This window comes from Streptosporangium sp. NPDC000396 (genome assembly GCF_042898655.1).
Lineage (GTDB): Bacteria > Actinomycetota > Actinomycetes > Streptosporangiales > Streptosporangiaceae > Streptosporangium.
Map to the genome: position 1 here is coordinate 470,985 of NZ_JBIAZA010000002.1, position 25,098 is coordinate 496,082.

Annotated in this window: 28 protein-coding genes and 1 tRNA gene; 14 read left to right on the forward strand and 15 right to left on the reverse strand. The window is 67.4% G+C overall.

From position 1 onward, the window contains the following. The first annotated feature begins 4 nt into the window (after positions 1-4). Positions 5-679 (forward strand): GNAT family N-acetyltransferase, encoded by a 675-nt coding sequence (locus ACFY2X_RS04670; protein WP_389932174.1) that lies wholly within the window; start codon positions 5-7, stop codon positions 677-679. A gap of 40 nt (positions 680-719) precedes the next feature. On the opposite strand, the gene ACFY2X_RS04675 is transcribed toward ACFY2X_RS04670, so the two are convergent. Next, the gene (locus tag ACFY2X_RS04675; protein ID WP_389932177.1) at positions 720-1,298 is read right to left on the reverse strand and encodes a CGNR zinc finger domain-containing protein; all 579 of its coding nucleotides are present in this window, start codon (positions 1,296-1,298) and stop codon (positions 720-722) included. Positions 1,299-1,557: 259 nt separating this feature from the next. Between ACFY2X_RS04675 and ACFY2X_RS04680 the strand changes: the two genes are divergently transcribed. Then, on the forward strand, positions 1,558-2,568 hold the full coding sequence (locus ACFY2X_RS04680) for a coiled-coil domain-containing protein (RefSeq protein WP_389932180.1): 1,011 nt from the start codon (positions 1,558-1,560) through the stop codon (positions 2,566-2,568). A gap of 98 nt (positions 2,569-2,666) precedes the next feature. On the opposite strand, the gene ACFY2X_RS04685 is transcribed toward ACFY2X_RS04680, so the two are convergent. From ACFY2X_RS04685 to ACFY2X_RS04705, 5 genes are all read right to left on the reverse strand, one after another. Beyond that, positions 2,667-3,581, reverse strand: a complete 915-nt coding sequence (locus ACFY2X_RS04685; RefSeq protein WP_389932184.1) for a polyprenol monophosphomannose synthase — start codon at positions 3,579-3,581, stop codon at positions 2,667-2,669. Positions 3,582-3,864: 283 nt separating this feature from the next. Beyond that, complete coding sequence (locus ACFY2X_RS04690) at positions 3,865-6,123, reverse strand: heavy metal translocating P-type ATPase (RefSeq protein WP_389932187.1); 2,259 nt, start codon at positions 6,121-6,123, stop codon at positions 3,865-3,867. Positions 6,124-6,153: 30 nt separating this feature from the next. After that, positions 6,154-7,104, reverse strand: a complete 951-nt coding sequence (locus ACFY2X_RS04695) for a hypothetical protein (RefSeq protein ID WP_389932190.1) — start codon at positions 7,102-7,104, stop codon at positions 6,154-6,156. Next, positions 7,101-7,313 carry a heavy-metal-associated domain-containing protein gene (locus ACFY2X_RS04700; RefSeq protein WP_389932193.1) on the reverse strand — a complete coding sequence of 71 codons (213 nt, stop codon included), beginning with the start codon at positions 7,311-7,313 and terminating at the stop codon, positions 7,101-7,103. Before ACFY2X_RS04700 ends, ACFY2X_RS04695 begins: the two co-directional genes overlap by 4 nt. A gap of 37 nt (positions 7,314-7,350) precedes the next feature. Next, on the reverse strand, positions 7,351-7,632 hold the full coding sequence (locus ACFY2X_RS04705; protein WP_389932196.1) for a metal-sensitive transcriptional regulator: 282 nt from the start codon (positions 7,630-7,632) through the stop codon (positions 7,351-7,353). Positions 7,633-7,757: 125 nt separating this feature from the next. Here ACFY2X_RS04705 and ACFY2X_RS04710 point away from each other — a divergent pair, with 125 nt between their 5' ends. Together ACFY2X_RS04710 and ACFY2X_RS04715 are read left to right on the forward strand one after the other, a co-directional pair. Next, positions 7,758-8,438 (forward strand): response regulator transcription factor, encoded by a 681-nt coding sequence (locus ACFY2X_RS04710; protein WP_389932199.1) that lies wholly within the window; start codon positions 7,758-7,760, stop codon positions 8,436-8,438. 2 nt (positions 8,439-8,440) lie between these two features. Further along, positions 8,441-9,895, forward strand: a complete 1,455-nt coding sequence (locus ACFY2X_RS04715) for a sensor histidine kinase (protein ID WP_389932354.1) — start codon at positions 8,441-8,443, stop codon at positions 9,893-9,895. Here the strand turns inward: ACFY2X_RS04715 and ACFY2X_RS04720 are convergent. Beyond that, positions 9,889-10,956 carry a polysaccharide deacetylase family protein gene (locus ACFY2X_RS04720; RefSeq protein WP_389932201.1) on the reverse strand — a complete coding sequence of 356 codons (1,068 nt, stop codon included), beginning with the start codon at positions 10,954-10,956 and terminating at the stop codon, positions 9,889-9,891. The two genes, ACFY2X_RS04715 and ACFY2X_RS04720, sit on opposite strands and share 7 nt — an antisense overlap. Positions 10,957-11,142: 186 nt before the next feature. Here ACFY2X_RS04720 and ACFY2X_RS04725 point away from each other — a divergent pair, with 186 nt between their 5' ends. Beyond that, positions 11,143-11,610, forward strand: a complete 468-nt coding sequence (locus ACFY2X_RS04725; RefSeq protein WP_389932204.1) for an NUDIX domain-containing protein — start codon at positions 11,143-11,145, stop codon at positions 11,608-11,610. Between the two features lie 4 nt (positions 11,611-11,614). On the opposite strand, the gene ACFY2X_RS04730 is transcribed toward ACFY2X_RS04725, so the two are convergent. Together ACFY2X_RS04730 and ACFY2X_RS04735 are read right to left on the reverse strand one after the other, a co-directional pair. Then, positions 11,615-12,013: an ATP-binding protein gene (locus ACFY2X_RS04730; RefSeq protein WP_389932207.1), complete on the reverse strand. Its 399-nt coding sequence runs from the start codon at positions 12,011-12,013 to the stop codon at positions 11,615-11,617. A 178-nt stretch (positions 12,014-12,191) separates the two neighbouring features. Then, entirely contained in the window at positions 12,192-12,578 is a 387-nt protein-coding gene (locus ACFY2X_RS04735) for an STAS domain-containing protein (protein ID WP_389932209.1), read from the reverse strand. A gap of 492 nt (positions 12,579-13,070) precedes the next feature. On the opposite strand from ACFY2X_RS04735, the gene ACFY2X_RS04740 reads away from it, so the two are divergent. From ACFY2X_RS04740 to ACFY2X_RS04760, 5 genes are all read left to right on the forward strand, one after another. After that, a complete protein-coding gene (locus tag ACFY2X_RS04740; RefSeq protein ID WP_389932212.1) occupies positions 13,071-13,373 on the forward strand; it encodes a GNAT family N-acetyltransferase in 303 nt (100 codons plus the stop codon). A gap of 89 nt (positions 13,374-13,462) precedes the next feature. After that, on the forward strand, positions 13,463-13,873 hold the full coding sequence (locus tag ACFY2X_RS04745; RefSeq protein WP_389932215.1) for a VOC family protein: 411 nt from the start codon (positions 13,463-13,465) through the stop codon (positions 13,871-13,873). A gap of 153 nt (positions 13,874-14,026) precedes the next feature. Continuing rightward, entirely contained in the window at positions 14,027-14,146 is a 120-nt protein-coding gene (locus tag ACFY2X_RS04750; RefSeq protein WP_253770211.1) for a DLW-39 family protein, read from the forward strand. Between the two features lie 28 nt (positions 14,147-14,174). Further along, positions 14,175-14,915, forward strand: a complete 741-nt coding sequence (locus ACFY2X_RS04755) for an HAD-IA family hydrolase (RefSeq protein ID WP_389932219.1) — start codon at positions 14,175-14,177, stop codon at positions 14,913-14,915. Positions 14,916-15,140: 225 nt separating this feature from the next. Further along, positions 15,141-15,213 (forward strand) — tRNA-Ala (locus ACFY2X_RS04760). A gap of 105 nt (positions 15,214-15,318) precedes the next feature. Here ACFY2X_RS04760 and ACFY2X_RS04765 read toward each other — a convergent pair. Together ACFY2X_RS04765 and ACFY2X_RS04770 are read right to left on the reverse strand one after the other, a co-directional pair. After that, a complete protein-coding gene (locus tag ACFY2X_RS04765; protein ID WP_389932222.1) occupies positions 15,319-15,783 on the reverse strand; it encodes a hypothetical protein in 465 nt (154 codons plus the stop codon). Further along, complete coding sequence (locus ACFY2X_RS04770; RefSeq protein ID WP_389932225.1) at positions 15,780-16,262, reverse strand: hypothetical protein; 483 nt, start codon at positions 16,260-16,262, stop codon at positions 15,780-15,782. The genes ACFY2X_RS04765 and ACFY2X_RS04770 overlap by 4 nt, the downstream gene beginning before the upstream one ends. Before the next feature lie 189 nt (positions 16,263-16,451). Here ACFY2X_RS04770 and ACFY2X_RS04775 point away from each other — a divergent pair, with 189 nt between their 5' ends. Then, positions 16,452-16,619 carry a hypothetical protein gene (locus ACFY2X_RS04775; protein ID WP_389932228.1) on the forward strand — a complete coding sequence of 56 codons (168 nt, stop codon included), beginning with the start codon at positions 16,452-16,454 and terminating at the stop codon, positions 16,617-16,619. 1,096 nt (positions 16,620-17,715) lie between these two features. Continuing rightward, a complete protein-coding gene (locus ACFY2X_RS04780; protein ID WP_389932231.1) occupies positions 17,716-17,877 on the forward strand; it encodes a formyltransferase family protein in 162 nt (53 codons plus the stop codon). Positions 17,878-17,941: 64 nt separating this feature from the next. Here the strand turns inward: ACFY2X_RS04780 and ACFY2X_RS04785 are convergent, their stop codons facing one another. The 3 genes from ACFY2X_RS04785 to ACFY2X_RS04795 are packed head-to-tail and all read right to left on the reverse strand — an operon-like array spanning position 17,942 to position 21,380. Continuing rightward, a complete protein-coding gene (locus tag ACFY2X_RS04785; protein ID WP_389932357.1) occupies positions 17,942-18,532 on the reverse strand; it encodes a response regulator in 591 nt (196 codons plus the stop codon). Positions 18,533-18,576: 44 nt separating this feature from the next. Continuing rightward, entirely contained in the window at positions 18,577-19,791 is a 1,215-nt protein-coding gene (locus tag ACFY2X_RS04790; RefSeq protein WP_389932234.1) for a sensor histidine kinase, read from the reverse strand. Between the two features lie 59 nt (positions 19,792-19,850). Continuing rightward, positions 19,851-21,380 (reverse strand): nitrilase-related carbon-nitrogen hydrolase, encoded by a 1,530-nt coding sequence (locus ACFY2X_RS04795; RefSeq protein ID WP_389932237.1) that lies wholly within the window; start codon positions 21,378-21,380, stop codon positions 19,851-19,853. A gap of 517 nt (positions 21,381-21,897) precedes the next feature. On the opposite strand from ACFY2X_RS04795, the gene ACFY2X_RS04800 reads away from it, so the two are divergent. Beyond that, positions 21,898-22,230 carry a DUF6247 family protein gene (locus ACFY2X_RS04800; protein WP_389932240.1) on the forward strand — a complete coding sequence of 111 codons (333 nt, stop codon included), beginning with the start codon at positions 21,898-21,900 and terminating at the stop codon, positions 22,228-22,230. Continuing rightward, positions 22,231-22,476, forward strand: a complete 246-nt coding sequence (locus ACFY2X_RS04805) for a hypothetical protein (protein ID WP_389932244.1) — start codon at positions 22,231-22,233, stop codon at positions 22,474-22,476. It abuts the gene before it with no gap. 447 nt (positions 22,477-22,923) lie between these two features. Here ACFY2X_RS04805 and helR read toward each other — a convergent pair whose 3' ends face one another. Further along, positions 22,924-25,074: an RNA polymerase recycling motor ATPase HelR gene (gene helR, locus ACFY2X_RS04810; RefSeq protein WP_389932247.1), complete on the reverse strand. Its 2,151-nt coding sequence runs from the start codon at positions 25,072-25,074 to the stop codon at positions 22,924-22,926. Positions 25,075-25,098: the final 24 nt, after the last annotated feature.

The following is a 25,098-nucleotide window of genomic DNA, read 5'->3' on the forward strand; positions in this document are numbered from 1 at the left end:
GATCATGGATCAACAAATGCATCCGCTGCCCGGCCTGGTACGTCGCTGGCAGGCGGGTTGGGGCCGGTGCCGGGGGCTTGATCCTGCGAAGGAGGCTCGCGGAGCGCTGCACGTCACTCTCGGACTGCCCAACCGGCACCGGGAGATCATCGCGCTCCACGCCGACGACGACGCCGAATCTCTTCGCGGGCTCGTCGCCGAGGTGTCCGAGGCGTCGAAGCCGACGTGGCTCACCGTCCCCACGCGCAACCCCGAGGCGATCGAGGTTACCCTGAGAAAGGCGGGGCTGGAGCTCGTCGCGGCACCGGAGCGGCTGATGACCGTCGACCTGCGGAGCCGTCCTTCGCGCACGCCGCCGGAGCCCTACACGGCGGAGACGACCGTCACCGGATCGGTGGCCGAAGCCCATGTCAAACTCCCCGCGGGCGAGGCGGTCGCCCGTGGTGTGATGGCCGTGGTGAATCGCGACGCCGTCGCGCACGCCATCGAGACGGTCCCCGCTCACCGCCGCCGTGGCCTGGCCGGCGTGATCATGTCCTCCCTGTGCGAATGGGCCGTCGTGTGTGGCGCGGTGACGGGCCTTCTCATCGCGAGCCCGGAGGGCGAGCGCCTCTACTCGTCGCTGGGGTGGACGTCCCAGGCCGCGATCCTCACCGCGAGGATGCCCGTGCCGGTCTGATCCTCGATCCAGGCGCCGGTGGCCGGCCCGGCACACCTGATCAGCCGGGGCGGTCCTCGCGCGCCCGGAAGGCGGCGACCTTCGTGCGGTTCTGGCACGCGGTGGAGCAGAAGCGCTGCGTACGGCTACGCGTCGCGTCGAGGAAGAGGTTGTCGCAGCGCTCGGCGCCACAACGGTGCAGCCGGCTCACGTCGGCGCTGCCGACGAGCACGGCCACGGCGGTGACCAGGTCGGCGAGCCACCCGCCGGCCTCGGAGGCGTCAGAAGCCGCGAAGTGCAGGTGCCACGGATCGCCGTCGTGGCGCACCAGAGAGGGAGTGGCCCGGGTCTCCTTGAGAAGGGCGTTGACGGCCCGCGCCCCGGAGTCCTCATGCCCGTCGGCCAGCAGTTCGAGCGCCGCGTAGATCTGCGCGCCCCCGCTTTCCAGGTCACCGAGCGCCTTCTCGTCGACGGGGGGCATGCGTCGCGTGGCCAGCCTCAGGGCGTCTCCGATCGCAGAGCGTTTCTCCGCCTCGTCGCCCAGATCCCGGTCGCGTCCCTGGCTTTGCCTGGCGCCGAAGTGGTTGGCCAGGGCGATCGCGGCGTCAAGGGAGGCCCTGAGGTGACCGGTGACGTCCATCCGGAAAGTATCGCGACTCCCGCAGAGCATTGCCAGGCACTCCACAACGAGTCATACCGCTCTCGACTCGCGTCCCCTCTGCAGCTCCGGTGGCACGCTTCGATTCGGTCTTCCGCGATCTCACCCTGCCGACCGATAAATGCCTGATTTAGTGCAATGCGTGTGATTGGCGCGCCATCCTCTACTATCGTCCACCGGACACAGGGCATCCCGGCTCGATACGCGACGGTGTGCGCCCGTACCTCGCGAAGGGAGAAGCGTGACGGCTGCATCCTCCGGGATCCGGCGTCACGGCGTATTCCGAGCCCTGGTCCTGACGCTCGTCACGGTGATCCTGTGCACCGGCATGACCTCGGCGAGTCAGGCCAAGCCCAAGCCCACCGCCAAGGAGCTTCGCAAGGAACTCGCGCAGCTGCAGAAGCAGTCGGAGACGATGATCGCCGAGTACTACGCGGGGCGGGTCGAGCTGCAGAAGATCGAGAAGGTGGAGAAGGTGGCCCGCGGCAACCTGCGGCGGGCACAGCAGGACTTCGACCGGGCCGCCGAGGAGATCCGCCTGCTGGCCGCCGAGCAGTATCGCACCGGCGGGTTCGGGGTGATCTCCTCTCTGGTGGGCGACGTCGACCCGGCCACCTTGATGAGTCGCCTGGCGCTCACCCAGCAGATCACGAGCGAGCAGGACGCCAAGCTCCAGGGGTTCGTCAACGTCCGGGACGCCTACCGGCGGGCGCAGGAGGCGGCGGAGAGGCGTTCGGCCGAGCTGCGCGCGTCCCTCAAGAAGCTCGACGAGCAGAAGAAACGCGCCGAGAAGCTGATCGACAAGATCAAGGACAGGATCGACCGGGTCTATCCCACCCCGGGACTCCGGAGGGCGGACGGGACGTGGGTTCCCCAGCTGCCGTCGGGGCCCGACAACATCACGCCACGGATGCGCCTGATCCGGCAGCTGATCGCGCAACGGTTCGGCCCCCGGTTCGGGATCGGCTGCTACCGGGCCGACGGAGGCATCGCGGGCGGCGGGGAACACCCGCTGGGACGCGCCTGCGACTTCATGCTCAGCCGCGGAGGGGCCATGCCGTCGGCGGCCGAGACCAAGCGCGGGTACGAGATCGCAGCCTGGGCGATCAAGAACGCCCGGCGGCTCGGCATCATGTACATCATCTTCCGCCAGCGCATCTGGCACGTCCGCACCGGCAGCTGGCGCCTGATGTCCGACCGCGGCGGCACCACCGCCAACCACTTCGACCATCCCCACATCTCGGTCTACTAGGGTCTGTTCTGTGGATCTTCGCCGTAGCGGAAAGATCCACAAAACAGACCCCAGGCAGCGCCTGGCGGTTTGCCCTGCGGTTTCGCGGGGCCGCCCCCTCAGGGAGTCTCCCGGGCCTCCGGCGCCGTCGAACGATCGGACGGGGGGCGTCCGGTGCCGAGCCGCCGCATGTGGCGCCGGAGCCTGAACGGCATGAGGGCGGATTCGAACTGGACGCCGAGGCTCATCTTGCTGTGGCCGTCGTGGCGCTCCTCGAAACGGATGGGGACTTCCACGATCTTCAGGCCGCGCCTGACGGTGCGGTAGTTCATCTCGACCTGGAAGGAGTATCCGTTGCTGGTGATGCTGCCGACGTCGATCGAGCGCAGGGTCTCGCGGCGCCATATCTTGAAGCCGGCGGTGACGTCGCGGATACGCAGGTGGAGCAGCACGCGAACGTAGAAGTTCGCCCAGGCCGACAGGGCCTTACGGTGCAGTGCCCAGTTCTCGGCGAGCTTGCCGCCCGTGGCGTAGCGGCTGCCGATGACGACGTCCGCCTCGGTGGACAGCAGCGTGCCCAGCATCTGCGGGATGGCCTCGGGCGGGTGGGAGAGGTCGGCGTCCATCTGGACCACGTAGGCGGCGCCCTGGTCCAGCGCGTGACCGATGCCGTGGACGTAGGCGCGGCCGAGGCCCTGCTTTCCGGGGCGGTGCAGAACGGACAGGCGATCAGGGCCGTACTTGTCCCGCGCGAGGTCTTCGGCGAGGCCGCCGGTGCCGTCGGGCGAGTTGTCGTCCACGACGAGCACCCGCAGGGCCGGCAGGGGCAGGGCGAACAGAGCGTCCAGGACGACGGGCAGGTTGTCGGCCTCGTTGTAGGTGGGTATCACCACGGTGACGGCCGCCGACGCCCAGGGCTCGGGCAGGCGTACGGCGTTCGCGGCGCGCACGCCCGCGGGGGTGCCGTCCTCCGATATGGCTCGCGGGTCGCGTTGGGTCATCAGGTCCGGTTTCTGTTCGAGGCGTGCGTTCACGGGTGGTCCCGTCGCGGCGTTTCGTGTTTCGGGACCAACCGGTTCGGGACCAACTGGTTCGGGACCAATCGGTTTTCAGGACCAACCGGTACACGATCGAGCCTATCCGGCGGCCTCGGCGATCGGCGCGGCCCGTGTGCCGTGGGCCGAGGCGCCCGGGGAATCCGGCGACGGCGACGGCGACGGCGCCGGCACGTGGCGTGCGGGCACGCGCGAGGGCCTCCAGCACCGTGCTGGAGGCCCTCGGAGTCCGGCTTGCTCGGCCCGGCCTGCTCGGCCCGGCTTACTTGAAGCCGCGCAGGCGCAGGCTGTTGCTCACCACGAAGACCGAGGAGAACGCCATGGCGGCTCCGGCGATCATCGGGTTGAGCAGGCCGAGAGCGGCCAGTGGCAGGGCGGCCACGTTGTAGGCGAAGGCCCAGAACAGGTTGCCCTTGATGGTGCGCAGGGTCCGGCGGGACAGGCGGATGGCGTCGGCGGCCACTCGCAGGTCGCCGCGGACCAGGGTGAGGTCGGAGGCCTCGATGGCCGCGTCGGTGCCGGTGCCCATGGCCAGGCCGAGGTCGGCCTGGGCGAGTGCCGCGGCGTCGTTGACACCGTCGCCGACCATGGCCACGGTACGGCCCTCGGACTGCAGACGCTTGACCACGTCCACCTTGTCCGCGGGCAGCACCTCGGCGATCACCTCGTCGATGCCCACCTCGGCGGCCACCGACCTGGCGACGGCCTCGTTGTCGCCGGTGAGCAGCACCGGGGTCAGCCCCAGCGCGCGCAGCCGGGCGACGGCCTCGGCGGAGGTGGGCTTGACGGTGTCGGCGACGACGAGGACCGCGCGGGCCTTGCCGTCCCAGCCGGCGGCCACCGCCGTACGGCCCGCCGCCTGCGCCGCCTCCAGCGCCCGTTCCAGCTCGGCGGGCAGGTGCTGCGACCAGTCGGCCAGCAGCCGTGGCCGCCCGACGAGCACGGCGTGCCCGTCGACGATGCCCTGGACGCCGAGTCCTTCGATGTTGGCGAAGTCTTCCGGTACGGGCAGCTGCCCCACCCGCTCGGCGGCGCCCCGGGCGATGGCCTGGGCGATGGGGTGCTCGGAGGCGTGCTCCAGCGCTCCGGCCAGGCGCAGCGTTTCCGCGGCGTCCTCGCCGTCGGCGGTGTGGACCTCGACGAGGGTCATCCTGCCCTCGGTGACGGTGCCGGTCTTGTCGAGCACGACGGTGTCGACGGTGCGGGTGGACTCCAGCACCTCGGGACCCTTGATCAGGATGCCGAGCTGGGCTCCCCGGCCGGTGCCCACCAGCAGCGCGGTCGGGGTGGCCAGGCCGAGGGCGCAGGGGCAGGCGATGATCAGCACGGCCACCGCGGCGGTGAAGGCCGCACCGGCGCCGCCGCCGGTGCCCAGCCAGTAGCCGAGTGTGCCGACGGCCAGCGCGATCACGATCGGGACGAAGATCCCCGAGATGCGGTCGGCCAGCCGCTGCACCTGGGCCTTGCCGGTCTGGGCGTCTTCGACCAGCTTGGCCATCTGGGCGAGCTGGGTGTCGGAGCCGACCCGCGTGGCCCGGACGACCAGGCGGCCGCCCGCGTTGACGGTCGCGCCGGTCACCGCGTCGCCGGGCCGTACTTCCACCGGAACCGACTCGCCGGTGAGCATCGAGGCGTCGACCGCGGAGGAACCCTCCTCGATCACGCCGTCGGTGGCGATCTTCTCGCCGGGCCGTACCACGAACCGGTCGCCCACCTTGAGTTCAGCGGACGGGACGCGGACCTCGCGGCCCTCGCGCAGCACGGCGACATCCTTGGCACCGAGCTCCAGCAGGGCGCGCAGGGCGGCGCCGGCGCGGCGCTTGGACCGGGCCTCGAAGTAGCGGCCGGCCAGGATGAACGCCGTCACACCGGCGGCGGCCTCAAGATAGATGTTGCCCGAGCCGTCGGTGCGCTCGATGGTGAACGCGAACGGGTGGGTCATGCCCGGCGTGCCCGCGCTGCCGAAGAACAACGCCCACAGCGACCAGCCCAGCGCCGCGATCGTGCCGAGCGAGACGAGGGTGTCCATCGTGGCCGCGCCGTGGCGCAGGTTGGTCCAGGCGGCCTTGTGGAACGGCCAGCCCGCGTAGACCACGACCGGGGCGGCCAGGGTCAGCGACAGCCACTGCCAGTAGGTGAACTGCAGCGCCGGGACCATCGCCATGGCGATCACCGGTACGGCGAGCACCACGGAGGTGATCAGCCGGTTGCGCAGCGGCTGAAGCTCGTCCTGCGGCTCGCCCGGCGATCCGTCCGGCTCCGGGCCGCGGTCCTCCTTCGGAGGGAGCGTGGCGGTGTAGCCGGCCTTCTCCACCTCGGCGACCAGGTCCTCGGGGCTGACGTCCCCGGCGTAGGTCACCTTGGCCTTCTCGGTGGCGTAGTTGACGGTCGCGGTCACGCCGTCGAGCTTGTTGAGCTTGCGCTCGATCCGGTTCGCGCATGACGCGCAGGTCATGCCGCCGATCGAGAGTTCGACCGCGCCGCCGGCCGCCGGTGGCCGGTCATCGGTGACGGAGGACATCATCTCTCCTTTCTCGCGTCATGCCGGGCGTCAGTGGGTGTGCTCGCCGTGCGAGCCGGTTTCGGAGGGGGTGGGTGCGGGCGCGGAGGGGGTGGCCGAGTCGGCGCGAGCGGTGAAGCTCGCGGTGCGCACGGTCCCCTCATGCTGGAAGTCCAGGAAGAGGCGGTAGTCGCCGCGGCTGGGCACCTCGGCGTAGAAGGTGATCTCCGGGCCGGCGGGGGTCTTGCCGTCGCCGGGCTCCCCGTCGGGGTGCACGTGCAGGTAGGCCAGGTCTCCGCCGCGCAGGGCGACCAGGTGGCCGTAGGCCCCGAGATAGGGCTGCAGGTCGGTGACCGGCCTGCCGTCCTTGCTCACCTTGAGGGTCAGCTTACTGGAGGCGCCCGGAATCAGGTCGCCGTCGAGGGTGACGGTGTATCCGTCGACCGTGGACGTACGGCTCACCGCGGGAAGCTTCCTGGCCTCGTAGTCACCGGCGGCGTGCAGGTCGGCGCCCAGGGTGAGACCGCTGCCGCCCTCGGGGGCGAAGTCGGCGAACGCCCGGTAGACGCCTGCCTCCGGCAGGGTCAGCTTCACGGACCAGACGCCGCCGCCGGTCTCCTCGGGGTGTAGGTGCTGGAAGCTGCCCAGGTCGCGGGAGACCACGATGAAGTGCAACTTCTTGTCGTGCTGCACCTGGTAGCCGGTGACAGGTCTGCCGTCGGGCCCGGTCACGGTGAACCGGAAATCCGTCGCCTCGCCGGGCTTGAGGGAGGTCGTCTCCGGGGTCAGGGTGTAGCCGTTCTGGGACATCTGAAGCCCTCCCGGGTTGGGTGCTGCGGTCGTGACACTCGGCTTGCCGGTCGTGGGTTCCGTGTGGGCTCCATGGCCGTCCGCGACGGGCGGTGTGCCGACGGATCCCACCGCGTTTCCGGCTCCGAAAGCTCCGCCGAAGATCACAGCAAGCCCGAGGACGTAGGCTCCGAGCTTCACGGGCGTTTTCACGATGGGGCCACCACTTCGTATCCGGCATCCTTGACGGCGGCGACGATCGCCGCGCCGTCGACGGGACCGTCGCTGTCGACGGTCACCAGGCCGGTGGCCAGGTCCACCTCGACGCCGGTGACACCGGAGACCTCGCCGACCTCTTCCTTGACCGAGCTGACGCAGTGGCCGCAGGTCATGCCCTGAACGGTGTATGTGGTGGTGGTCATAGCGATCATTCCTCTTATTCGCTGGTTCATATGGGGATCAGGATCGGATGAGGCGGGCGATGGCGTCGGAGGCTTCCTTGAGCTTCGCTTCGGCCTCGGCGCCACCCTTGGCGGTCGCGTCGGCCACGCAGTGCGCCATGTGCTCTTCCAGAAGGGCGATGGCGAACGACTGCAGGGCGCTGGTGGCCGCCGAGACCTGGGTGAGGATATCGATGCAGTACTTGTCCTCGTCGACCATGCGCTGCAGGCCACGGACCTGGCCTTCGGCCCGGCGCAGTCGCCGGAGGTGGTCCTGCTTGGTTGCGGTGTATCCGGCCATTTCTCCTCCTTCGCCCCGCTTCACGACCACCATAACACCATACCCCCCTATGGTATTCCGATGACCCATGGGAACCGCGCCGGATTCCGTACACTGATCTCCCCGATGCGCACAGGAGCCCTTCGATGACCGGGCACCGGATTCTCGTCGTCGACGACGACCCGGCGATTCTGCGTTCCCTGCGGCGTGGCCTGCGGCTGGAGGGGTTCGGCGTGGAGACCGCCGATTCCGGGCGGCAGGCGCTCGCGCTGGCCGACGGCTCCCCGCCGGACGCGATCGTCCTCGACGTGTCGATGCCGGGGCTGTCGGGAATCGAGGTGTGTTCCCGGCTGCGCGGCCAGGGGTCGGAGGTGCCGGTGCTGATGCTCTCGGCCATGGACGAGGTGGCCGACCGGGTGGCCGGGCTGGCCGCGGGCGCGGACGACTACGTCGTCAAGCCGTTCGAGCTGGAAGAGCTGGTGCTACGGCTGCGCGCGCTGTTGCGCCGGGCCGGTCGCGCTCCCGGCGCGACGGTCCGGGTGGGCGCGCTCGCGCTCGATCCGGCCGCCCGCCGGGTCACCGTGAACGGCCGCGACGTCGAACTGACCCGGCGGGAGTTCGACCTGCTGGAGGTCCTGGCACGCAACACCGGCATCGTGCTGTCCCGGCCGGTGCTGCTGGAACGGGTCTGGGGATACGACTTCGAGGTGACCGGCAACGCCGTGGACACCTTCGTCGGTTACCTGCGGCGCAAGCTGGAGGCCGCGGGTGAGCCGCGCATGGTGCACACGGTGCGCGGGGTCGGATTCGTGCTGCGGGCACCGTGACCATGAAGCTGTCCACCCGGTTCGCCGTCTGCTTCGCCGCGCTGGTGCCGTTGCTGGTGCTGCTGGCCGGGCTGCTCGTGCTGCGCCTGGCGTCGCACGACCTGTACGCCGAACGGGACCGGCGGCTGACGGTACGGCTGCGCGCGCTGACCCCGGTGGCCTCCCTGTACGCGCGGCAGGCCCGCCTGGGGATCACGCCGGACTTCCTCGGGCAGCGGCTGGCCGTGGCGGCCACCGCGGCCGAGAGCCCAGGTGGGGTATATCTCGACGTGATCGGCGCCGAGCCGCTCGCCATCGGGGACGTGCCCGCCGTACTGCCCGCCGCCGGTGCGCCGGGACCGGCCGACTTCGCCGGGGGCGGGCGGCAGTGGCGGTACGCGGCGGCGGATCTGGGCTGGCTCCGGAGAAAGGCCCGGCTGTGGGTGTTCGAGCCGGAGGAACACCTCGCCGCGCAACGCGGCCTGCTCCGCAGCCGGGTGGTGGTGACCACCCTGGTCGCGGCGGGGGTCGGGGCCGTGGCCGGGCTCGGTCTCGGCCGGTTCGCGGTACGACCGCTGGCGGTGCTCCACCGGCAGGCACGCGTGATCGACATGCCCGCCCGCGCGGGGACCCGGCTGGCGACCGGCTCCGGAGTCGCCGAGATCGACGAGCTGGCCGGCCTGCTCAACGACCTGCTGGACCGGCGCGACGCGGCGGTGGCGCGCACCGGTGAGGCGCTGGAGACCGCGCGTGCCTTCGCGGCCACGGCGGCGCATGAGCTGCGGACCCCGCTGACCAGCATGGGGACCAACCTCAGCCTGCTCGGCCGTCCCGATCTGGACCCGGCGGACCGGGCCGAGGTCATCGCGGACCTGAGCGCCGAGCACGGCCGGATACAGCGGCTGATCACAATGCTGCGCCGGCTGGCGCGTGGCGAGTTGCTCGACCCCGCCACCTTCGCCGACGTCGACCTGACCGAGATCGTCGTCACCGCGATCGAGGACGCGCGGCGACGCCACCCCCGTGCCACGATCACCGCCTCACTGACGGACGACCTTCTCGTGCGGGGCTGGGCGGAGGGGCTTCAGGTGATCGCGGACAATCTTCTCGACAACGCCGCGACCCACGGTGCGGACGATCACGGCCACGCCGAGATCGTCGTCACCCTGTCCGCGGACGCCGAGGTCGTCGTTCTCTCCGTCCAGGACACCGGTCCCGGGATCGGGTCCGCCGACCGCGAATCGGTCTTCGCCCGGTTCCACCGCCGGGCCGGCAGCCCCGGCTCTGGCCTCGGCCTCACCCTGGTCCGCCAGCAGGCGGTGCTGCACGGCGGTACCGCCGCCGTGGCCGACCCACGCCGGGACGCGGGGGCGCGCGTCGACGTGCGCCTGCCGGTGGCAGGCCGTCCGGCACGGCACTCCGACCCCCGATCCTGGCTGGAATGGTCACCGGGATTTCGCCGCACCGCCGATCAGTAGGCGAGGGAGCGATCGGTGTACCGCTTGGCCATGAAGGGCGTCTTGAACTTCGGATAGGCGACCGTCTTCACGTCCCCGTCGGAGGTGTAGCGCTCGTCGCTGTTCATCTTCAGCCAGTCGAGCCAGGCGACGGAGCAGAAACGGGCGCAATCGCCCTTCTTGTCCATCGAGCGGATGCGCGGGATGCCGAGCGGGTCGAACTTCTTGCTGAACGGCGACAGCGCGGGGGTGTATCCGGCGAGGAACACCCCGCCGTAGTCGTAGGAGACGTCCCCCGAGGTGCCCTTGAGGCCCCACTCCTTGGTGTTCGGCTGGTTGCCGTACGGCAGTGCCAGCGTGACCGGCTTGGTGTTGATCAGCTGGGTGATGAGCCGATGTCCCGCGGCGATCTCGGTGGCCACCTGCTCCTTGGGCTTGCCGCGCAGGTTCTGGTGGTCGCGGGTGTGATTGCCGATGTCGAATCCCTTGTCGCGGAGCCAGGTCAGCATCTGAGCCTGCTCCTCCGGCGTCGCCTTCCCGAACATGTCGCGTGTCACGTAGAACGTGGCCACAGGACGGAAACCCGGGTGGCGCTGGGCGACCTCCTGGAGAATGGCGACGGCGGTCTGCGGTTTGGGCGTGCCCACCCCGTCCAGGTCGAACTGCGACGGGGACGAGTCGTCGAAGGTGATGACGACCGGGTGCCGTCCGGCCGGGATGTCGATGCGCCCGGTGACGTACTCGGCCGCCGTGACGGGAACGTAGCCCTCCTGGGCCAGCCGTTCCAACTCCTCGCGGAACTGCTTGGGGGTGCGATCGTCCTGGGTCGTGGGCTTTTCCACCACCCGGTGGTACATGAGCACGGGGATCTGGCCCAGCTCGTTGGCCTTGACCTTGGCGGCGTTCGCCAGCTTGGTCTTGAGGAGGGCGGCCTGCTGGGCCGCGGCCGCGGATGCCTTGGCCGCGGCAGTGATCTTGGTGTCTTTCTCTTCGGGTTCGCTCTGCCACGGCATGCAGCCGACCAGTAGGGCGCTCGCCGTGGCGACCACCAAGCCGACTCTGCCCACCTTCAGATGGTCCATCGAATTCCCCCCAGCGCACGGACGATACGCATCTCATCCCCCGCCGACCTGTGGCCCGACCTCCACCTGAAGCAAAGGCTTCGTTGAGGCAAAGGCTTCGTACCTTGGTGCGGGGGCGCGTGGGGAATCGCACCTCTGGCCCGTCGGTCTCATATCGTGCGGGGAGGACTCCCGTAGGGTCGAACCGTGAGCGACCAGGAGACCTTCACGGTGGCCAGGGCCGCCGCAGGCGCACTCTTCTTCGACGAGGACGGCCGGGTCATGATCGTCCAGCCGTCATACAAGGTGAACCGCGAGATCCCCGGCGGGGCCGTGGAGCGGGGAGAGACCCCGTACGAAGCCTGCGTCCGCGAAGTCCGCGAGGAGCTGGGCATCCAGCCGCCGATCGGGCGTCTTCTCGCGGTCGACTGGGCACCTCACCCGGAGAGAGGCGAGATGATCCTCTTCGTCTTCGACGGCGGGGTGCTCGACGCGGGCGCGCTTGAGCGGATCACCTTCGCCGACAACGAGCTGACGGGCTTCGGCTTCCATCCCGTCGAGGACGTGGACGATCTGCTGTCCGAAAGGATGGCGCTGAGGGTCAAGGCGGCCGCGGCCGCCCGTGACCGTGGTGGCCTGGTCTATCTGGAACACGGCAGGGCAGTGCCCGGTTGACGCGCTACCGGACATGGACGGGATACAGGAGCATCCGGAGACGGACGCGCGAGCTTCCCTCGGCCTGGTGGATGGTGAATTCGTCGCACAGCTGGCTCATCAGCCACAGGCCGAAACCCCGCGTGGTGTTCGTGGGGCGTTTCGGAGGGACGTCCTGGGCGGCAAGATGGCCGGCGGCGTCGGTGATGTCCACGGTGATGCTGGTGTCGTTGTGCCAGACGCTCACGGTGCCCTGGCCGCCACCGTGTTCCAGGACGTTGATGACGGCCTCGTTGACGGCGATGAGCAGGTCGTCCAGACGTTCCCCGTGCATGCCTGCCTGGGTCGCATGAAGGAGGAGGCGCTCCCGTAGCGCGGTGAGATCGTCGTCGATCGGCCAATACTGACCGTGGTCGCCGGTCACGACACCCCCTTGACGTCGTCTTGTCCGGCACCCGCGGGAGACGAAACGGCTCGCTCCAGAACCAGGGCGTTGCTGAGGATTTCCATGATGCTGAAGACCTGTCCGGTCGTTGCCAGCTTACGACCGTATGGGTGAATGGGATATCCGCTGGGGGCTGTCCGCCGTGATCACGAGGCTCCTACGACGACTGGCGTGCGCGCAGGATCTCGACGGCGTCGGCGATGGTGGGCTGTACGGCGAAGGCCTGGGCGAGACCGGTCAGATGAAAGATCCTTTCCAGTCGGGGGTGTGGATTGGTCAGGACGATGTTGCCGCCACGGTCGTTGACGAGTTTGCGAACGGCCACGAAGACCCGGATTCCGGTGGAGTCGCAGAAGCTCAGCTCGGTCAGGTCGACGATGAGATCGCATTCCTCCGAGCCGATGGCGTTTCGGAGATCATGCTGGAACCGTTCGGCGTTGGTGTAGTCGAGCTCGCCCGCCAGGGCCAGGAGGCGCACCTGTCGCGGGGAGGTGTTTTCCAGGGCGTCTTCGGAGGCGAGGGTGACAGTGACGGCAGCGCTCACGAGGAACCTCTACAGATGTCGGGGCGGGGGGACGGCGCGGCGCTGTCAGAGTTCCGCGCCAGGAGAGATGTCCGGATGCTGTGGCACCGCACGACCGTCGGGCGCGGCGTCCCGGAAGTCGAGGCGATCTGCCGGAGGTCGACGTCGTTCAGCCGCGACCTCGCGTTTCCTCGCGAGGACGTCGACCGGCTTGCGATGTTCCTGTGGATCAACGCCATCTTGATCGTATTCAGTTTACCGACCCCCAAAGTCCCATCAAATACCTGTATGGCTACGACGCATCGGGGGAACGACCAGCCATTGCCTCGCCGGACGATGTCATGCCCGAGCCTGCCGCGAGCATGCCGGTCCAGCCGTACATCTCGATCATCCATGGATCGTCGGCGGGTCTCCGGGAATGAACGCGGCCAGGAATCGGCTGACCGATGGGTTGCCCGAGGCGGCCGGAGGAAAGTCGCCTGAGGCGGCCGGAGGAAGGAAGAAGGAGAACCCATGCAGGTCGATGTCAGGCTCTCACCCGGCGGTGATTTCTTCGAGGCGCAGGTGGACGGCAAGCACGCGGGGCAGCTGGAGTTCCTCCGGCGTGACGGTGCCATCGTCTACACGCACACCGAGGTCGACCCGGAGTTCGAGGGAAAGGGAGTCGGCGGCGTGCTTGCCCGTACGGCGCTGGACGCGGCCCGCGCGGAAGGGGCGAAGATCGTGCCGCTCTGCTCGTTCGTGAAGAACTGGATCGGCAAGCACCCCGAGTACGGCGATCTTCTCAACGACCGTTCGGCCGGACACGAAGGGTGACGGGGGCCGGAGGCGGCCCAGAGACCACGACCAGGTGGCATGACGAACCGGCCCGGCCGTCACTCCCACGGCTGGCAGGATGAACGACCATGTTGCATCACATCGAGCTCTGGGTGCCCGATCTGGGTCGTGCGGTGAAGTCATGGGGATGGCTACTCGGCGAGCTGGGATATCAGCCTTTCCAGGAGTGGAGCGACGGCCGGAGCTGGGCACTGGACGGCGTATATGTCGTCGTCGAACAGTCGCCCGCCCTGACCGCTCCCGTTCACGAACGATGCCGGCCGGGTTTGAACCATTTGGCGTTCCGTGTGGTCGGGCCGGAACGGGTAGACGAGCTGGTCACGGCGGCGCCGGAGCACGGATGGACGTTGATGTTCACCGATCGGCACCCGTATGCGGGCGGAATGGGCCATTACGCGGGTTATCTTGAGAACGAGGACGGCTTCGAAGTCGAACTCGTCGCGGCTCACGATCATTTGAGCGTGAGCCGTACGTCATGATAATTAGAATCACCTGGTTGGCGCAGATTGGCCACGTCGGTCTACCGCGCAAACCGGATCATGGCCCGATCCCTTGCTAGGCTGCAGGGAACCGTAGGAACCGGGCGTAGTCTCACCCCGGCAGGTGAGACCGTCAAGAAGTGGGGTCACACCGTGAAGAAGCTGGTCGTTCTGGCGCTCGTCGCCCTTGGGGGGCTGCTGATCTGGCGCAAGGTTCAGGCGGACCGCGCCGAACTTGATCTTTGGACCGAGGCTACCGGCAGCGAGAACTGATCAACGCGGCTACCGATTGGGTGCTTTCATGGTCCTTGCCCAAGGTGGGGGAGTAACACCCATCAGGCTTGCCTGTCTGGATCTGGCGGGCACCACGATCGGTGATATCGCCATGGTCGAACGAGCGTTCGCCGAGGCGATCGCCACGCAGGGCATCGTGCCCGGGACCGGTGCGTACGCACGTGCCATGGTGCACGTGCACCGGTCCCGGGGCTGTCCCACGATCGAGGTCTTCCGCGGCATCTTCCCGGACAACGAGGCCCAGGCCCAGGCGGCCAACCTCACCTTCGAGCGTTCCTATGAGGGCGCCATCGAACGCGCGGGTCTGGTCCCGCTGCCCGGTGTCGTCGAGGCGCTGGAGAAACTACGCGACGCCGGTGTCAAGATCTGCCTCGTCACCGGCTTCAGCCGGACCACGCTCAGCCGTGTGCTGGCGGCCCTGAACTGGTCCGACAAGATCGATCTCGCACTGTGCCCGGAAGACGCCGGCCGTGGCCGTCCCACGCCCGACATGGTCCTCACCGCGGTCCTGCGCCTCGGCATCGAGGACGTCCGCCATGTCGCGGTGGCCGGTGACTCCGAGAACGACATGCTCTGCGGTCGCCGCTCCGGCGCGTCGGTGGTCGCCGGTGTCCTGAACGGGGTGCACAGCAAGGAACGCCTCGTCAAGGGCGGCGCCACCCACATCCTGGACTCCGTCGCCGACCTCCCCACCCTGCTGCTCGGCAGCGAGCTGGCGGAAACCCCCGTGGGCGCCTCCGCCCACTGAAGATCGCCCGGACCCCGCGTCCGGCCATCTCGGTGTGAAATCCTTGAAATAACTCAACGGAAATGAACAACCGAAGCAATGGAACACAACCCGCTCGCAGGGCAGCTGAGCGGCCCGGCCGACGGCGCCGAGAGGCCAAGTGGCGCGGGAGCGGGTTCTGTTGCTACGGTGTACGACTGAAGCGAGTCGTACGGATCATCTACACAAGCCGACGACCCGAATCCGGGGGCCTTAGCTCAGTTGGCAGAGCGCCTGCTTTGCAAGCAGGATGTCAGGAGTTCGAATCTCCTAGGCTCCACCCCACGTCAGAAGCCATCTCCCATGATCAGGGAGTGGCCTTTTCGCGTCCGTACAGCAGCGAAATACAGCAACGACTCAAATAGGCCGGCTGTACGCGAGCCCATCAGGTCCAGAACTGGATCTTGTATAGCTCTACCCGGGCGATCGCGTAGGGGAAGTCGGCATCCTCTTCGGTCTGAAGGATCTTGCTGGCCGCCCGTGCACACCAGGCCGTGTCACCCTGCCCCAAGTCGAACTCCACACAGGGCGGATCGTTGGACGGCGCCCAATCTGCGGCGCCGACCAACCTGGACTTCAACAGGAGCCGCCCGCTCCACAGCTCTTCCCAGGCATCCGTCGGTGGCGGCCCGTCCCACAGCTCGAACCGGACGTGAGCCGTGTGCATGTAGTCGGCATACACCGCCTGGATGATGAGCCCGTCGGCACCCGCGGCGATCCCGTCACGCGGTGGTGAGATTTCCCCTTCAGGCACTGATCCCGCCAACTGGCCGTCGATGACTCCGGCCACGATGAAGGCCCTGTATTCAGGCTTCACCTCGTCTGTAACCGCGCGGAGGAGACTGCTCATGGCTTCTGCCTTTCTCGAGAGTGTGCTTGTCTGGAGTGGACGCTCGGCGATGTGTTCGGTTCCGGCGGGGGAGAGTCAACGAAGGCTTCGGCTTTGGCTTGGCTCATGCCTTCCTTGCTCCGCACGAGAAATACGGCCTCCTTCCGGCGGTCGGCAGAGACCAGGTTGGGGACCCGTGTGGGAAGGTCGTCCTCCCAAGGCATCGGGAAGTCCGGTAGAACGCGACCGGCTCGCAGGGCCTTTGCCACGTCATCTGCTTCGTCTCGGGACACCTGGCTCTCCTCACTGATCAGCTCGACGGCGTCCGCGAACCTGTCCGCCTCGATGAGGTCGTGTGCTCGGACCTGGATCTCGATAGGAGTAATAAGGCCCAGGTCGATGTGGACCCGCACCACGCCGGGCCTTGCTCTCCATCTGCGGATTCCTACTCCGATGATCAAAAGGAGGAGGATTAGCTGCGTCTGATCAAGACCAAACATGCGCTGATCGTAATGAAGAGGTATGACAACGTGGCCCCCGTGATGGCGGCTCACCGCACGCCAAAGGCCATTTGCCGTGATCGAGAAGCGGCCTTTTCGTGTAGCGACGGCTACGAACCGAGCTGCTTGCCCAGCCGTTTGAGCGCGTTGCGCGTCTCCGTGGACGAGACCTCGCTGTAGATGTTCATCGTGACCGAGATCTGGCTGTGCCGGAGGATCTACATCGCCACGCGCGAATGGACATCGAGCGCGACGAGCAGAGACGCCCAGGTCAGGCGCTATGGTCGCCACCTGGGCTTTGATCTTCGTTCGACCTTCTTTCGCTCCCGTGCCCGTTGCGTGCTCGATCTCTTTTGAAGTGCCCTACGGGCAAGGCCATCAAGGGCGGCGGCGCTCCGCCGCCGCACCCAGCGCCCGTCGTACCGAGGCCGCACGTCGCACGCCGTACACACGCCAAGGACACAAGACACGCTTCGTGCGGTGATGTACCCTCGCTCTGCATTTACGGCGCATATGACGGGGAGCGACTTTGTTGTCCGATGAAGCAGCCGAGGCACCTTTATCCGGCGTCACCTATGGTGAGGTTCTCTTCGGTCTCATCTATGAGGCCGTACGCACAGTGATCGTCCTGGGAGCCATGCTGCTTTCCGCCCTCCTGATCGCTGCCGTGATCGTTATCGCTCTTTACCACCTGCCACGCCGTCTTCTGGGTCTCCAGCGGGGGTCTCGGCTCCGGGATGACGGCCAATCGCAAGAGCTGACTTCGTGGTGGCTGGTGTAGGGGCCTGTGCGTCCGCACGGGGTTCTCCGGTCGTGCCGGTAAGGGCGGGAAACGAGAGGGAATCAGGGAGACTTGCGGACAGGGCAGGAGTGCTTCTGGCCTGGGATGCAGCAGCTCAGAGGATTGCGTACCGAGATCGGGAGTACCTTCTACCGAAGCGGGGGACACGTCTATGGACCGCCCCAATACCCACTCTGTCAGCGTCGCAGGCGTCATCATCGATGACCGTTGCGTGCGTCTGTTCCTTCGTTTGGCATTGTGCGTCCTCGTGGCGGGCTGCTCCGTACAAAAGCCGATCTGCAAGCCGTGTGCCTCCACCAACAATGTGCTGATCTTTGAGTCCGTCGATCTGTTGAATCGAGGCCGATCATACGAGATATGCACCGATGTCGCTCCCTGCCAGAAATACCCTTGGTATCGACCACAGCCAGGAGAAAGGGACGCGCAGAGTGACCCGGAAGAATTCGCCTTCAACAGCGCATTATTCCACCCTTCGAGTCAGACTAGCTATGAGCTCTCACGGTGGACGGGGACCAACGCTCGCGTTACCTTGTGGGATCAAAACGGCTCGGTGATCGGACGCGGAGCAGCAACCTTCAAATACATCGAACCTTCCCCGTACTCCTGCGCGTGCCCCATAAACCAGGCGCGCGTCAAGCTCGTAGGGAAGCAATGAGATTGCGCATCAGCGACGAAGGTCCCGTCATCGCTCAGCAGCAGGTCCCGGTCCTGCCCGACGACACCCCTGAAACCCTTGCTGCTCGGGTCCTTCGAGCTGAGCACATCCTCCTGCCGGCCACTGCCCAAGCCCTCGCCCTGGGACACGCCCCCTGAGCCTGCATCATCGCCGGCAAACCGGTCGGCTATCGGTGGCCCGGACATCCCGGCCTCCGGCCGGTCAGCGGTGGAGATAGGCGAGCACAGCCAGGACGCGGCGGTTGTCATCCTCGGATTCCGGCAGGTGGAGCTTGCCGAAGATGCTCGCGATGTGTTTGGTGACCGCGCTGGCAGAGATCGTCAGCTGATGAGCTATGGCCATGTTGGAGCGCCCTGCAGCGATCAGACTCAACACCTCGCGTTCACGGAGGCTCAGTTCGGCCGTACGGCCACGCGCGTCCCCTCGGGCCAGCAGTTTGGCGACGACTTGCGGATCCATCGCCGTGCCGCCACGGGCCACCGATGTGACCGCGTTGATGAACTGTTCGGTGTTGGACACCCTGTCTTTCAGTAGATAGCCGACCGCCCCGGCGCCGTCGGCGAGCAATTCACGGGCGTAGAGCTGCTCAACGTACTGCGACAGCACCAGCACTGGAAAGCCGGGTTGCCGGCGGCGTATCTGGATCGCGGCCTGCAAGCCTTCGTCGGTGAACGACGGCGGTAGCCGCACGTCGACGACAGCCAGGTCGGGCCGCTCCTCGGCCAGCGCCTTGCGCAGTGACGGGCCGTTGTCGACGGCGGCCACGACCGTGAACCCGTGTTCGGTGAGCATGCGGATCAGCACGTCTCTGATGAGGAACAGATCCTCGGCGACAACTACTCGGACCTGATCGCGCACGGCACCTCCAAGTGGACGCGAGTAGGGCCACCGGGCGGGCTGTGGACGGCGATCTTCCCGTCGAAGACGGCCAGCCTGCTTTGGATGCCACGCAGCCCGGTGCCATTGGCCGGATCAACGCCACCGGCGCCGTCATCGATGACGTCGCAGCTCAGTAGGCCGTTCCGGTAGTGGAGTGTGACACTTACGGTCGCCGCACCCGCGTGTTTGCTTGCGTTGGCGAGCAGTTCGTTGACGGCGAAGTAGACGGCCGACTCGACCGGCGGCATCGGCCGTCCGGGCAGATCAGATGACACTTCGACATCGAGCAAGGCGTCCAGCGCCATGGCGCGGATCGCGTCGGCGAGGCCCCGGTCGGCAAGGACCGGCGGATGCACGCCCCGTACCAGGTCGCGCAGCTCGTCCAATGCCTTCGACGACGCCTGCCGCGCCGCGACCAGCAGTTCGCGGGCCGCCTCCGGATCCTTGTCGAACAGCCGCTCGGCATTGCCGAGGCCCATGCCCAGCGCGACCAGTCGTGCCTGGGCGCCATCATGCAGGTCACGTTCGATCCGGCGCAGTTCCGCGGCCTGTGCGTCGACACTGTCCGCGCGCGTCTGCACCAGCGTGTCGACCCGGTGTTCCAGTGTGGTCGCTCGTGACGGCCCGAGCAGCGCGCGCGTCCAACTGGCGCGCAACCGCAGCACCTTCGGCCCGATGTACAGACCGAGCGCGATCAACGCGAGCCCGACCGGGACCGCAGCCAGCGCGCTGGTCGTCGAGGTCACATGGATGACGCCGTAGGAGTTGGTGCCGCCGGCCCGCGCGTTGGCCTGCCATACGAACGGCTGCGCCACGCCGTACAACCCGAAGATCGGCATGCCGAGCGCCAATGCTGCCGCCCACGTACCGATGATCGGGTCGAGGACGGCCCAGAGCACGTCCCGCCAGGTCGCAGGTGCCTTCAGCAGCGCGGCCGCGCCCGTTTGGGGACCGTAGGGACGCTCGATGTCCACGCCAAGCTGACCGGCCAGCCGCCGGGCCGCGTCCGCGACCTTCCGCAGCAGCGAAACCGCCGGCGGGAACACATACCGGCCGACACCGACCACCGTCAGTGCCGCGCCGGTCACGACCAGGACGGCCGCGCTGAGACCGGCGACCGACAGGCAGATCATGGCCAGTGCGAGAACCGGTGTCGCAAGTCTCGCCTTCATCCATGTCTCCCCATTCCGTACCGGTGGCATCATCGCACTCTCATCCGGAAGTCTCACGATTAGCCCCGATGTCCGATTTGCCGGAACAGCGCAAATATCGTCAGCCCGACGACGCTCGCGACGCAGAGCCAGGCGAACAGGTCGCCGACCAGGCCATAGACCGTCCAGGTGCCCCGCGTCGGTACGGACACGACCATGCTCTGTTGCGTGGTGCTGAAGTAGTTCGTTCTGGCCAGGTTCACACCGTAGGCGTCGACGGTGATCGCGATGCCGCTGCTGGTCTGCCGGACGAGGGCGTATCCGTTCTCGACGGCGCGGAACACCGCGTTCGCCGAGTGCATGTGCTCGATGCCTTTCCAGTCGTTGGCGGGGACGAACATGATGTCGGCCTGTGTTCGCAGCGTGCCGGGGAAGTCGGCGTCGAAGCAGATGACGTTGGCCAGTCTCCCGTACGGCGTCTTGGATACCGGCACGACTCCATCACCCGGTCGCAGACTTTCCATGCCCGGCACCGGATGTGCCTTGTCGAAGGTCGAAAGCACCCGGCCGTCCGGTGCCACGAGCACGGCGATGTCGCGTGAGTGCGGCTGTCCATCGAGGATGACGGCTATCCCCATGTTGAGATAGATCTTCTTCTCTTTGGCCAGCTCCTGGGCTTTCCGCAGAAAAACGGCATAGTCCTCGTTGAGCACGACCGCGGCGGTCTCCGACCACGCGACGATCTTTGCACCGGCGTCGGCCTCGATCCGGCTGTGGGCGAACAGATCGTCGTTGAGCACCGCGAACGCCTTACGCAGCACCGGCTTCTGCTCGGGCAGGACCTGCGGTGTATGGAAGTTGTCGATCTCTCGCATGCGGTTCTCGGCAGCGAGTGACGCGCTGATGCCGGCGACGCGTACCAGATTCGGTGCCGTCGGCGCCATGGCGAGCCGCAGGCCACCGCCGGTGAGGACGAGAACAAGCACCGAGACGTAGGCCAGTGTGACGGTCCGGATCAACGGCCGATTCAGCCTGCGTTCCAGCGCGACATTGACGACCGGCGCGACCCACGCCATCAGAAAGCTGATCCCGTAAATGCCGGTGACGGACACCAGTTGCAACAACGGCAGGTTCGCCGACTGTGTCGCGGCCAATGGCCCGAAAATCGTCCCGAGCGGGCTGATCGCCGCGACCAGGAATTCGACCGCCGCCCGAGCCGCTGGAAAGACCAGTGTGCCGAGAAACGGATTCAGCCGCTGGAAAAGCAGCCGGTCGACCAGCAGTGGAATACTCAGGATCAGGTTCAGTATCAGACAGCCGAGCAGGATCGGCAGGACACCGAGCTGGCCGGCGGCCGCGACGTAAACAACCGTCACCGCCGTCGCCGACAGGACAACGCACCCGAATCCGGCGAGTACGCCGGAGCTTCGGGTGAACCGCATAAGGCCGATGGGGAACAGCCAACCCGCGATTGGAATCGACCATTCGCTGTTCGTGCTGAATAGTCCGAGTGCTATACCCGCCGCCAGCCAGGCGTATTTCTGCCAGCCGGTGACGAAAGACGTGTTTGTCATGTACCAGAGGCTGTCCGATCGCGCGGCCGCTGCCACTGCGGTTGACTCTCCACACTTCCTGTAGTTATCTCCACCCCCAGCCCGAGACGGTTCTGCCGGAGTTGCGAAAGTCGATCACTACAACCCGGCTCAGCAGCGCGGCGGCAGTCGAGTCCCAGGTGCCCTACCAGCCCATGCACCCATCGACCGTGCTTGATGCCGCTTGCAGTGTCAGTTCGGTTACCCGCTCGAGTAACACGAGTGCGGTTTGCTTCGTTTGTCGGGGCACACCGCACATGGGATAGATGCAATCAAAATCGCTGGAGATCATCTCTGCCGGCCGCCGTAGCCGGCTGGGGGCGATCGAAGGTCCAGGGCTTCGTTCCTCAGCCCCGGCCCACCGGACGATGTGGCCGGCGTGCTCGTCGCGTGCCTGATCCTTTTGCGCGGCTGGCGGGATGCGGGTGTGATCACAGTACGTTGGCTTCATCTTTCGCATGCCCGTGTGACGGGATTCCTGAGCCGTTCCTGTGGGAGTCGGTAGGCTCTATGAGCAGGGAGAGGGGAATCCAGCATGACCGCGCAGCCGCAGGAGTTCGTGCCGTCCACTTCGCCGATGCCTGAGAAGAATCTGCGGGCCATCCGCGCCGTCTTGGTCGTGCCGCAGGACCGCGAGGCGTTCGACGAGGGGCTCAAGGCTGTGCTCGACGAGGTTCGAGTGAGCTTGGATCTCGGTGCGCTGAACGCCTTCGTTCACCGCTGGTGGATCTCCGCGTGCGACTCGGTGCGAGATCCGGAAGGGCGCCGCCGAATGCACGCCAAGGCCGAGCAAGTCCTTACCGGTGAACCGATCCCCTCGGGAAGGTCGTGGCGTGAGGTGCTTGGCGACCGCGGGGTCGACCTGTAGGTGTACCAGGTCACACTTGATCCCCTCACCGAAGAGCAGATCGCCGCGATCCCCGTGGAAGCGCTACGTCCACTCGCCGAACTGCTCACCCTGCTGGAAATTGCGCCGTGGAGCGGCCAGCCGTACAACTCGGCTAATCCCAAGGCCAACATGCTTACTCATGCGTTCGGCGAGCGGGGTCTCGCGACATACGTAGTCCTGGACGATCAACACGAGGTGTATCTCATCCGTGTTGAGTGGCCGTAATTCTGCGCTCCCCGGCGCCGCGCCGCCGCCCGAACCTTTGCTCCGTCGCACCACAGCCGCAGGTGTCCGACTACCAGCCTCTGGCATGATCCACCACATGCGAACTCGGCTCTTCTTCGTGCGCCACGGGGACTCCCTGCCTCGATAACAGAATGGATCACCGACCAGGACCCCACACAATGGCCACCCCCCAGATGGACACTCATCCGATTCAACGAAACCCCAGCCTCCGGCGGGGGCACTCCGGCTCCGGGATGATCGTCGCGCGGAGTGCCAGGGCCGTAGGCGGCCGAAGTGGAAGCCTGATCATCCCGCCCACCACTCGACGATCACCCGGACGTTGTCCTTCGGGACGCGCATGCCGCCGAAGCCCGCGTACACCGGTGGTGCGCCGGCGTCCAGGAACGCCACTGGTTCGGCCGGGAGCGGGCGTTCGCCCGGCTGACGTCAGGAGCTCGTGAGGATGACGAGCTGCTGGGTCGCCCGGGTCATCGCGACATAGCGATCGACCGCTCCTTCGATGCCTTCGCCGAACGCCTCTGGGTCGATGAGGACGACCAGGTCGAACTCAAGCCCCTTCGACAGCTCCGGGGTCAGCGACCGGACGCGGGACGTCTCCTGGAATGTGGGATCACCGATGACGCAGGCGGTCCCGTCGGCATGTGCGGCGAGCCAGGTGTCGAGGATCGAGTTCAGATCCGAAGCAGATCCGTGTACGACGGGGACGTTGCTGCTGCGGATGGAGGTCGGCACGTTGGCGTCCGGGAGCGCGGCCCGGATGACCGGCTCGGCTTCCGCCATGATTTCTTCCGGCGTCCGGTAGTTGATGCTCAGGGAGGCCAGGTTGATCTGGTCGAGCCCGATCCGCTTGAGCCGTTCCTGCCACGACTCCGTGAACCCGTGCCTGGCCTGGGCACGATCCCCGACGATGGTGAAACTCCTGGACGGGCACCGGAGCAGCAACATCTGCCACTCCGCGTCGGTCAGCTCCTGAGCCTCGTCCACGACGATGTGCGCGAACGGCCCGGCGAGCAGGTCCGTGGCGAGGGTGGGCAGCTCGGACTCGTCGACCAGGTTTCGCTGGAGGTCCGCGCGGCGCAGCTGCGTCACGAGGCCTTCGCCGTCGTCATCGGCCTCGATCAGGTTGTCGATGACCTGCGCCATGTGCTCGCGCTGGGCGGCGAGAGCGGCTTCCTGCCGGCGCTTGAGTCGTGACGCCTCCGGGTCGCCGAGCCGCTGCCGTGCCGCGTCCAGGAGCGGCAGGTCGGACACCGTCCAGGCCTGGGCGTCCTCGCGCTGCAACCGCCGTACCTCGTCGGGGCTGAGCCAGGGCGCGCACATCCGCAGGTAGGCGGGCACCGACCACAGGTCTCCGACGAGGTCAGCAGCTTCGATCAGCGGCCACGCGCGGTTGAAGGTCGTGAGCAGTTCCCTGTTCTGCAGCAGCGACCTGCGGAGCAGATCAGGTGAGACGTCCTCGTCGTCGTGCTTGTCCATCAGGATCGTGAGCAGCGCCTCCCAGATCTGGTCGCGCGCCTCGTTGTGCGGGGTGCCGGGTTCCGGTGCTTCGAACGCCTCGGCCCAATCGTCGGTGCTCAGCCAGATGTCGGACCAGTGGGTCGTGACCGTCATCCCCTTGGTGGGCGGGTTCTCGTAGAACCTGACGGCCGGCTCGATCGCCTTCACCATGTTCGCGGACGACTTCAGGAGGGCCACGTCCGGGTCGGTCTCGATCGCTGCCGTGGCTCCCTCGGTGACGAGGTCCCGCAGGGTGCAGGTCTGCACGCCCTCCTCTCCGAGGCTGGGGAGGACGTCGGCGACGTAGGCCAGGTAGGGCTGGTGCGGACCGACGAACAGTACGCCGCCCCGGCGGTGACCGAGGTGGGGGTCGGAGTAGAGCAGGTAGGCGGAGCGGTGCAGAGCGACGACGGTCTTCCCCGTACCCGGACCGCCGTCGACGACGAGAGCGCCGCGGGATCCCGCGCGGATGATGGCGTCCTGGTCGGCCTGGATGGTGCCGAGGACGTCTCGCATCCGCGGCGACCGGCTGCTGCCCAAGCTGGCGATGAAGGCGGACTGGTCGTCGAGCGCGGCGTGCCCGACAAGCCCGTCCGAGGTGAACACCTCGTCCCAGTAGTCGCTGATCCGGCCGCGGGTCCAGCGATACCTGCGGCGGCTCGCCAGCCCCATCGGGTTGGCGTGGGTGGCTCCGAAGAACGGCTCGGCCGCGGGGGAGCGCCAGTCGAGCAGCAGCCGGCGGCCCGCCCTGTCCGTGAGGCCGAGTCGTCCGATGTACACCGGTTCGGGGTTGTCCGCGCTGACCATGTGCCCAAGGCACAGGTCCAGACCGAAGCGACGCAGTGCGCGCAGGCGAGCGGTCAGCCGGTGGATCTCCAGGTCCCGGTCCAACGCCTGCCGGCCCCCGCCGCCAGGCGCCTTACGCTCGGCGTCGAGACGGTCGGACAGGTCGGCGATCGACTGCTCAAGGCTCTCCGCGATGGCCGCGAAGTGCCGCTCATCGCCGGCGATCAATGCCGGGTCGGCCTTTGGGGCAAGGTGGTCGGGAAGGTCAAACGCGCTGGTAGTCAGCGGGTTCACGTTATCGGCTCCGATCTGAGGGCG

Bases quoted from the DNA above. Each gene is read 5' to 3' on its own strand.
- ACFY2X_RS04670 (WP_389932174.1), top strand. From the start codon at position 5: ATGGATCAACAAATGCATCCGCTGCCCGGCCTGGTACGTCGCTGGCAG.
- ACFY2X_RS04675 (WP_389932177.1), bottom strand. From the start codon at position 1,298: ATGGACGTCACCGGTCACCTCAGGGCCTCCCTTGACGCCGCGATCGCC.
- ACFY2X_RS04690 (WP_389932187.1), bottom strand. From the start codon at position 6,123: ATGTCCTCCGTCACCGATGACCGGCCACCGGCGGCCGGCGGCGCGGTC.
- ACFY2X_RS04700 (WP_389932193.1), bottom strand. From the start codon at position 7,313: ATGACCACCACCACATACACCGTTCAGGGCATGACCTGCGGCCACTGC.
- ACFY2X_RS04705 (WP_389932196.1), bottom strand. From the start codon at position 7,632: ATGGCCGGATACACCGCAACCAAGCAGGACCACCTCCGGCGACTGCGC.
- ACFY2X_RS04710 (WP_389932199.1), top strand. From the start codon at position 7,758: ATGACCGGGCACCGGATTCTCGTCGTCGACGACGACCCGGCGATTCTG.
- ACFY2X_RS04715 (WP_389932354.1), top strand. From the start codon at position 8,441: ATGAAGCTGTCCACCCGGTTCGCCGTCTGCTTCGCCGCGCTGGTGCCG.
- ACFY2X_RS04720 (WP_389932201.1), bottom strand. From the start codon at position 10,956: ATGGACCATCTGAAGGTGGGCAGAGTCGGCTTGGTGGTCGCCACGGCG.
- ACFY2X_RS04740 (WP_389932212.1), top strand. From the start codon at position 13,071: ATGCAGGTCGATGTCAGGCTCTCACCCGGCGGTGATTTCTTCGAGGCG.
- ACFY2X_RS04745 (WP_389932215.1), top strand. From the start codon at position 13,463: ATGTTGCATCACATCGAGCTCTGGGTGCCCGATCTGGGTCGTGCGGTG.
- ACFY2X_RS04755 (WP_389932219.1), top strand. From the start codon at position 14,175: ATGGTCCTTGCCCAAGGTGGGGGAGTAACACCCATCAGGCTTGCCTGT.
- ACFY2X_RS04765 (WP_389932222.1), bottom strand. From the start codon at position 15,783: ATGAGCAGTCTCCTCCGCGCGGTTACAGACGAGGTGAAGCCTGAATAC.
- ACFY2X_RS04770 (WP_389932225.1), bottom strand. From the start codon at position 16,262: ATGTTTGGTCTTGATCAGACGCAGCTAATCCTCCTCCTTTTGATCATC.
- ACFY2X_RS04780 (WP_389932231.1), top strand. From the start codon at position 17,716: ATGAGATTGCGCATCAGCGACGAAGGTCCCGTCATCGCTCAGCAGCAG.
- ACFY2X_RS04785 (WP_389932357.1), bottom strand. From the start codon at position 18,532: ATGCTCACCGAACACGGGTTCACGGTCGTGGCCGCCGTCGACAACGGC.
- ACFY2X_RS04790 (WP_389932234.1), bottom strand. From the start codon at position 19,791: ATGAAGGCGAGACTTGCGACACCGGTTCTCGCACTGGCCATGATCTGC.
- ACFY2X_RS04800 (WP_389932240.1), top strand. From the start codon at position 21,898: ATGACCGCGCAGCCGCAGGAGTTCGTGCCGTCCACTTCGCCGATGCCT.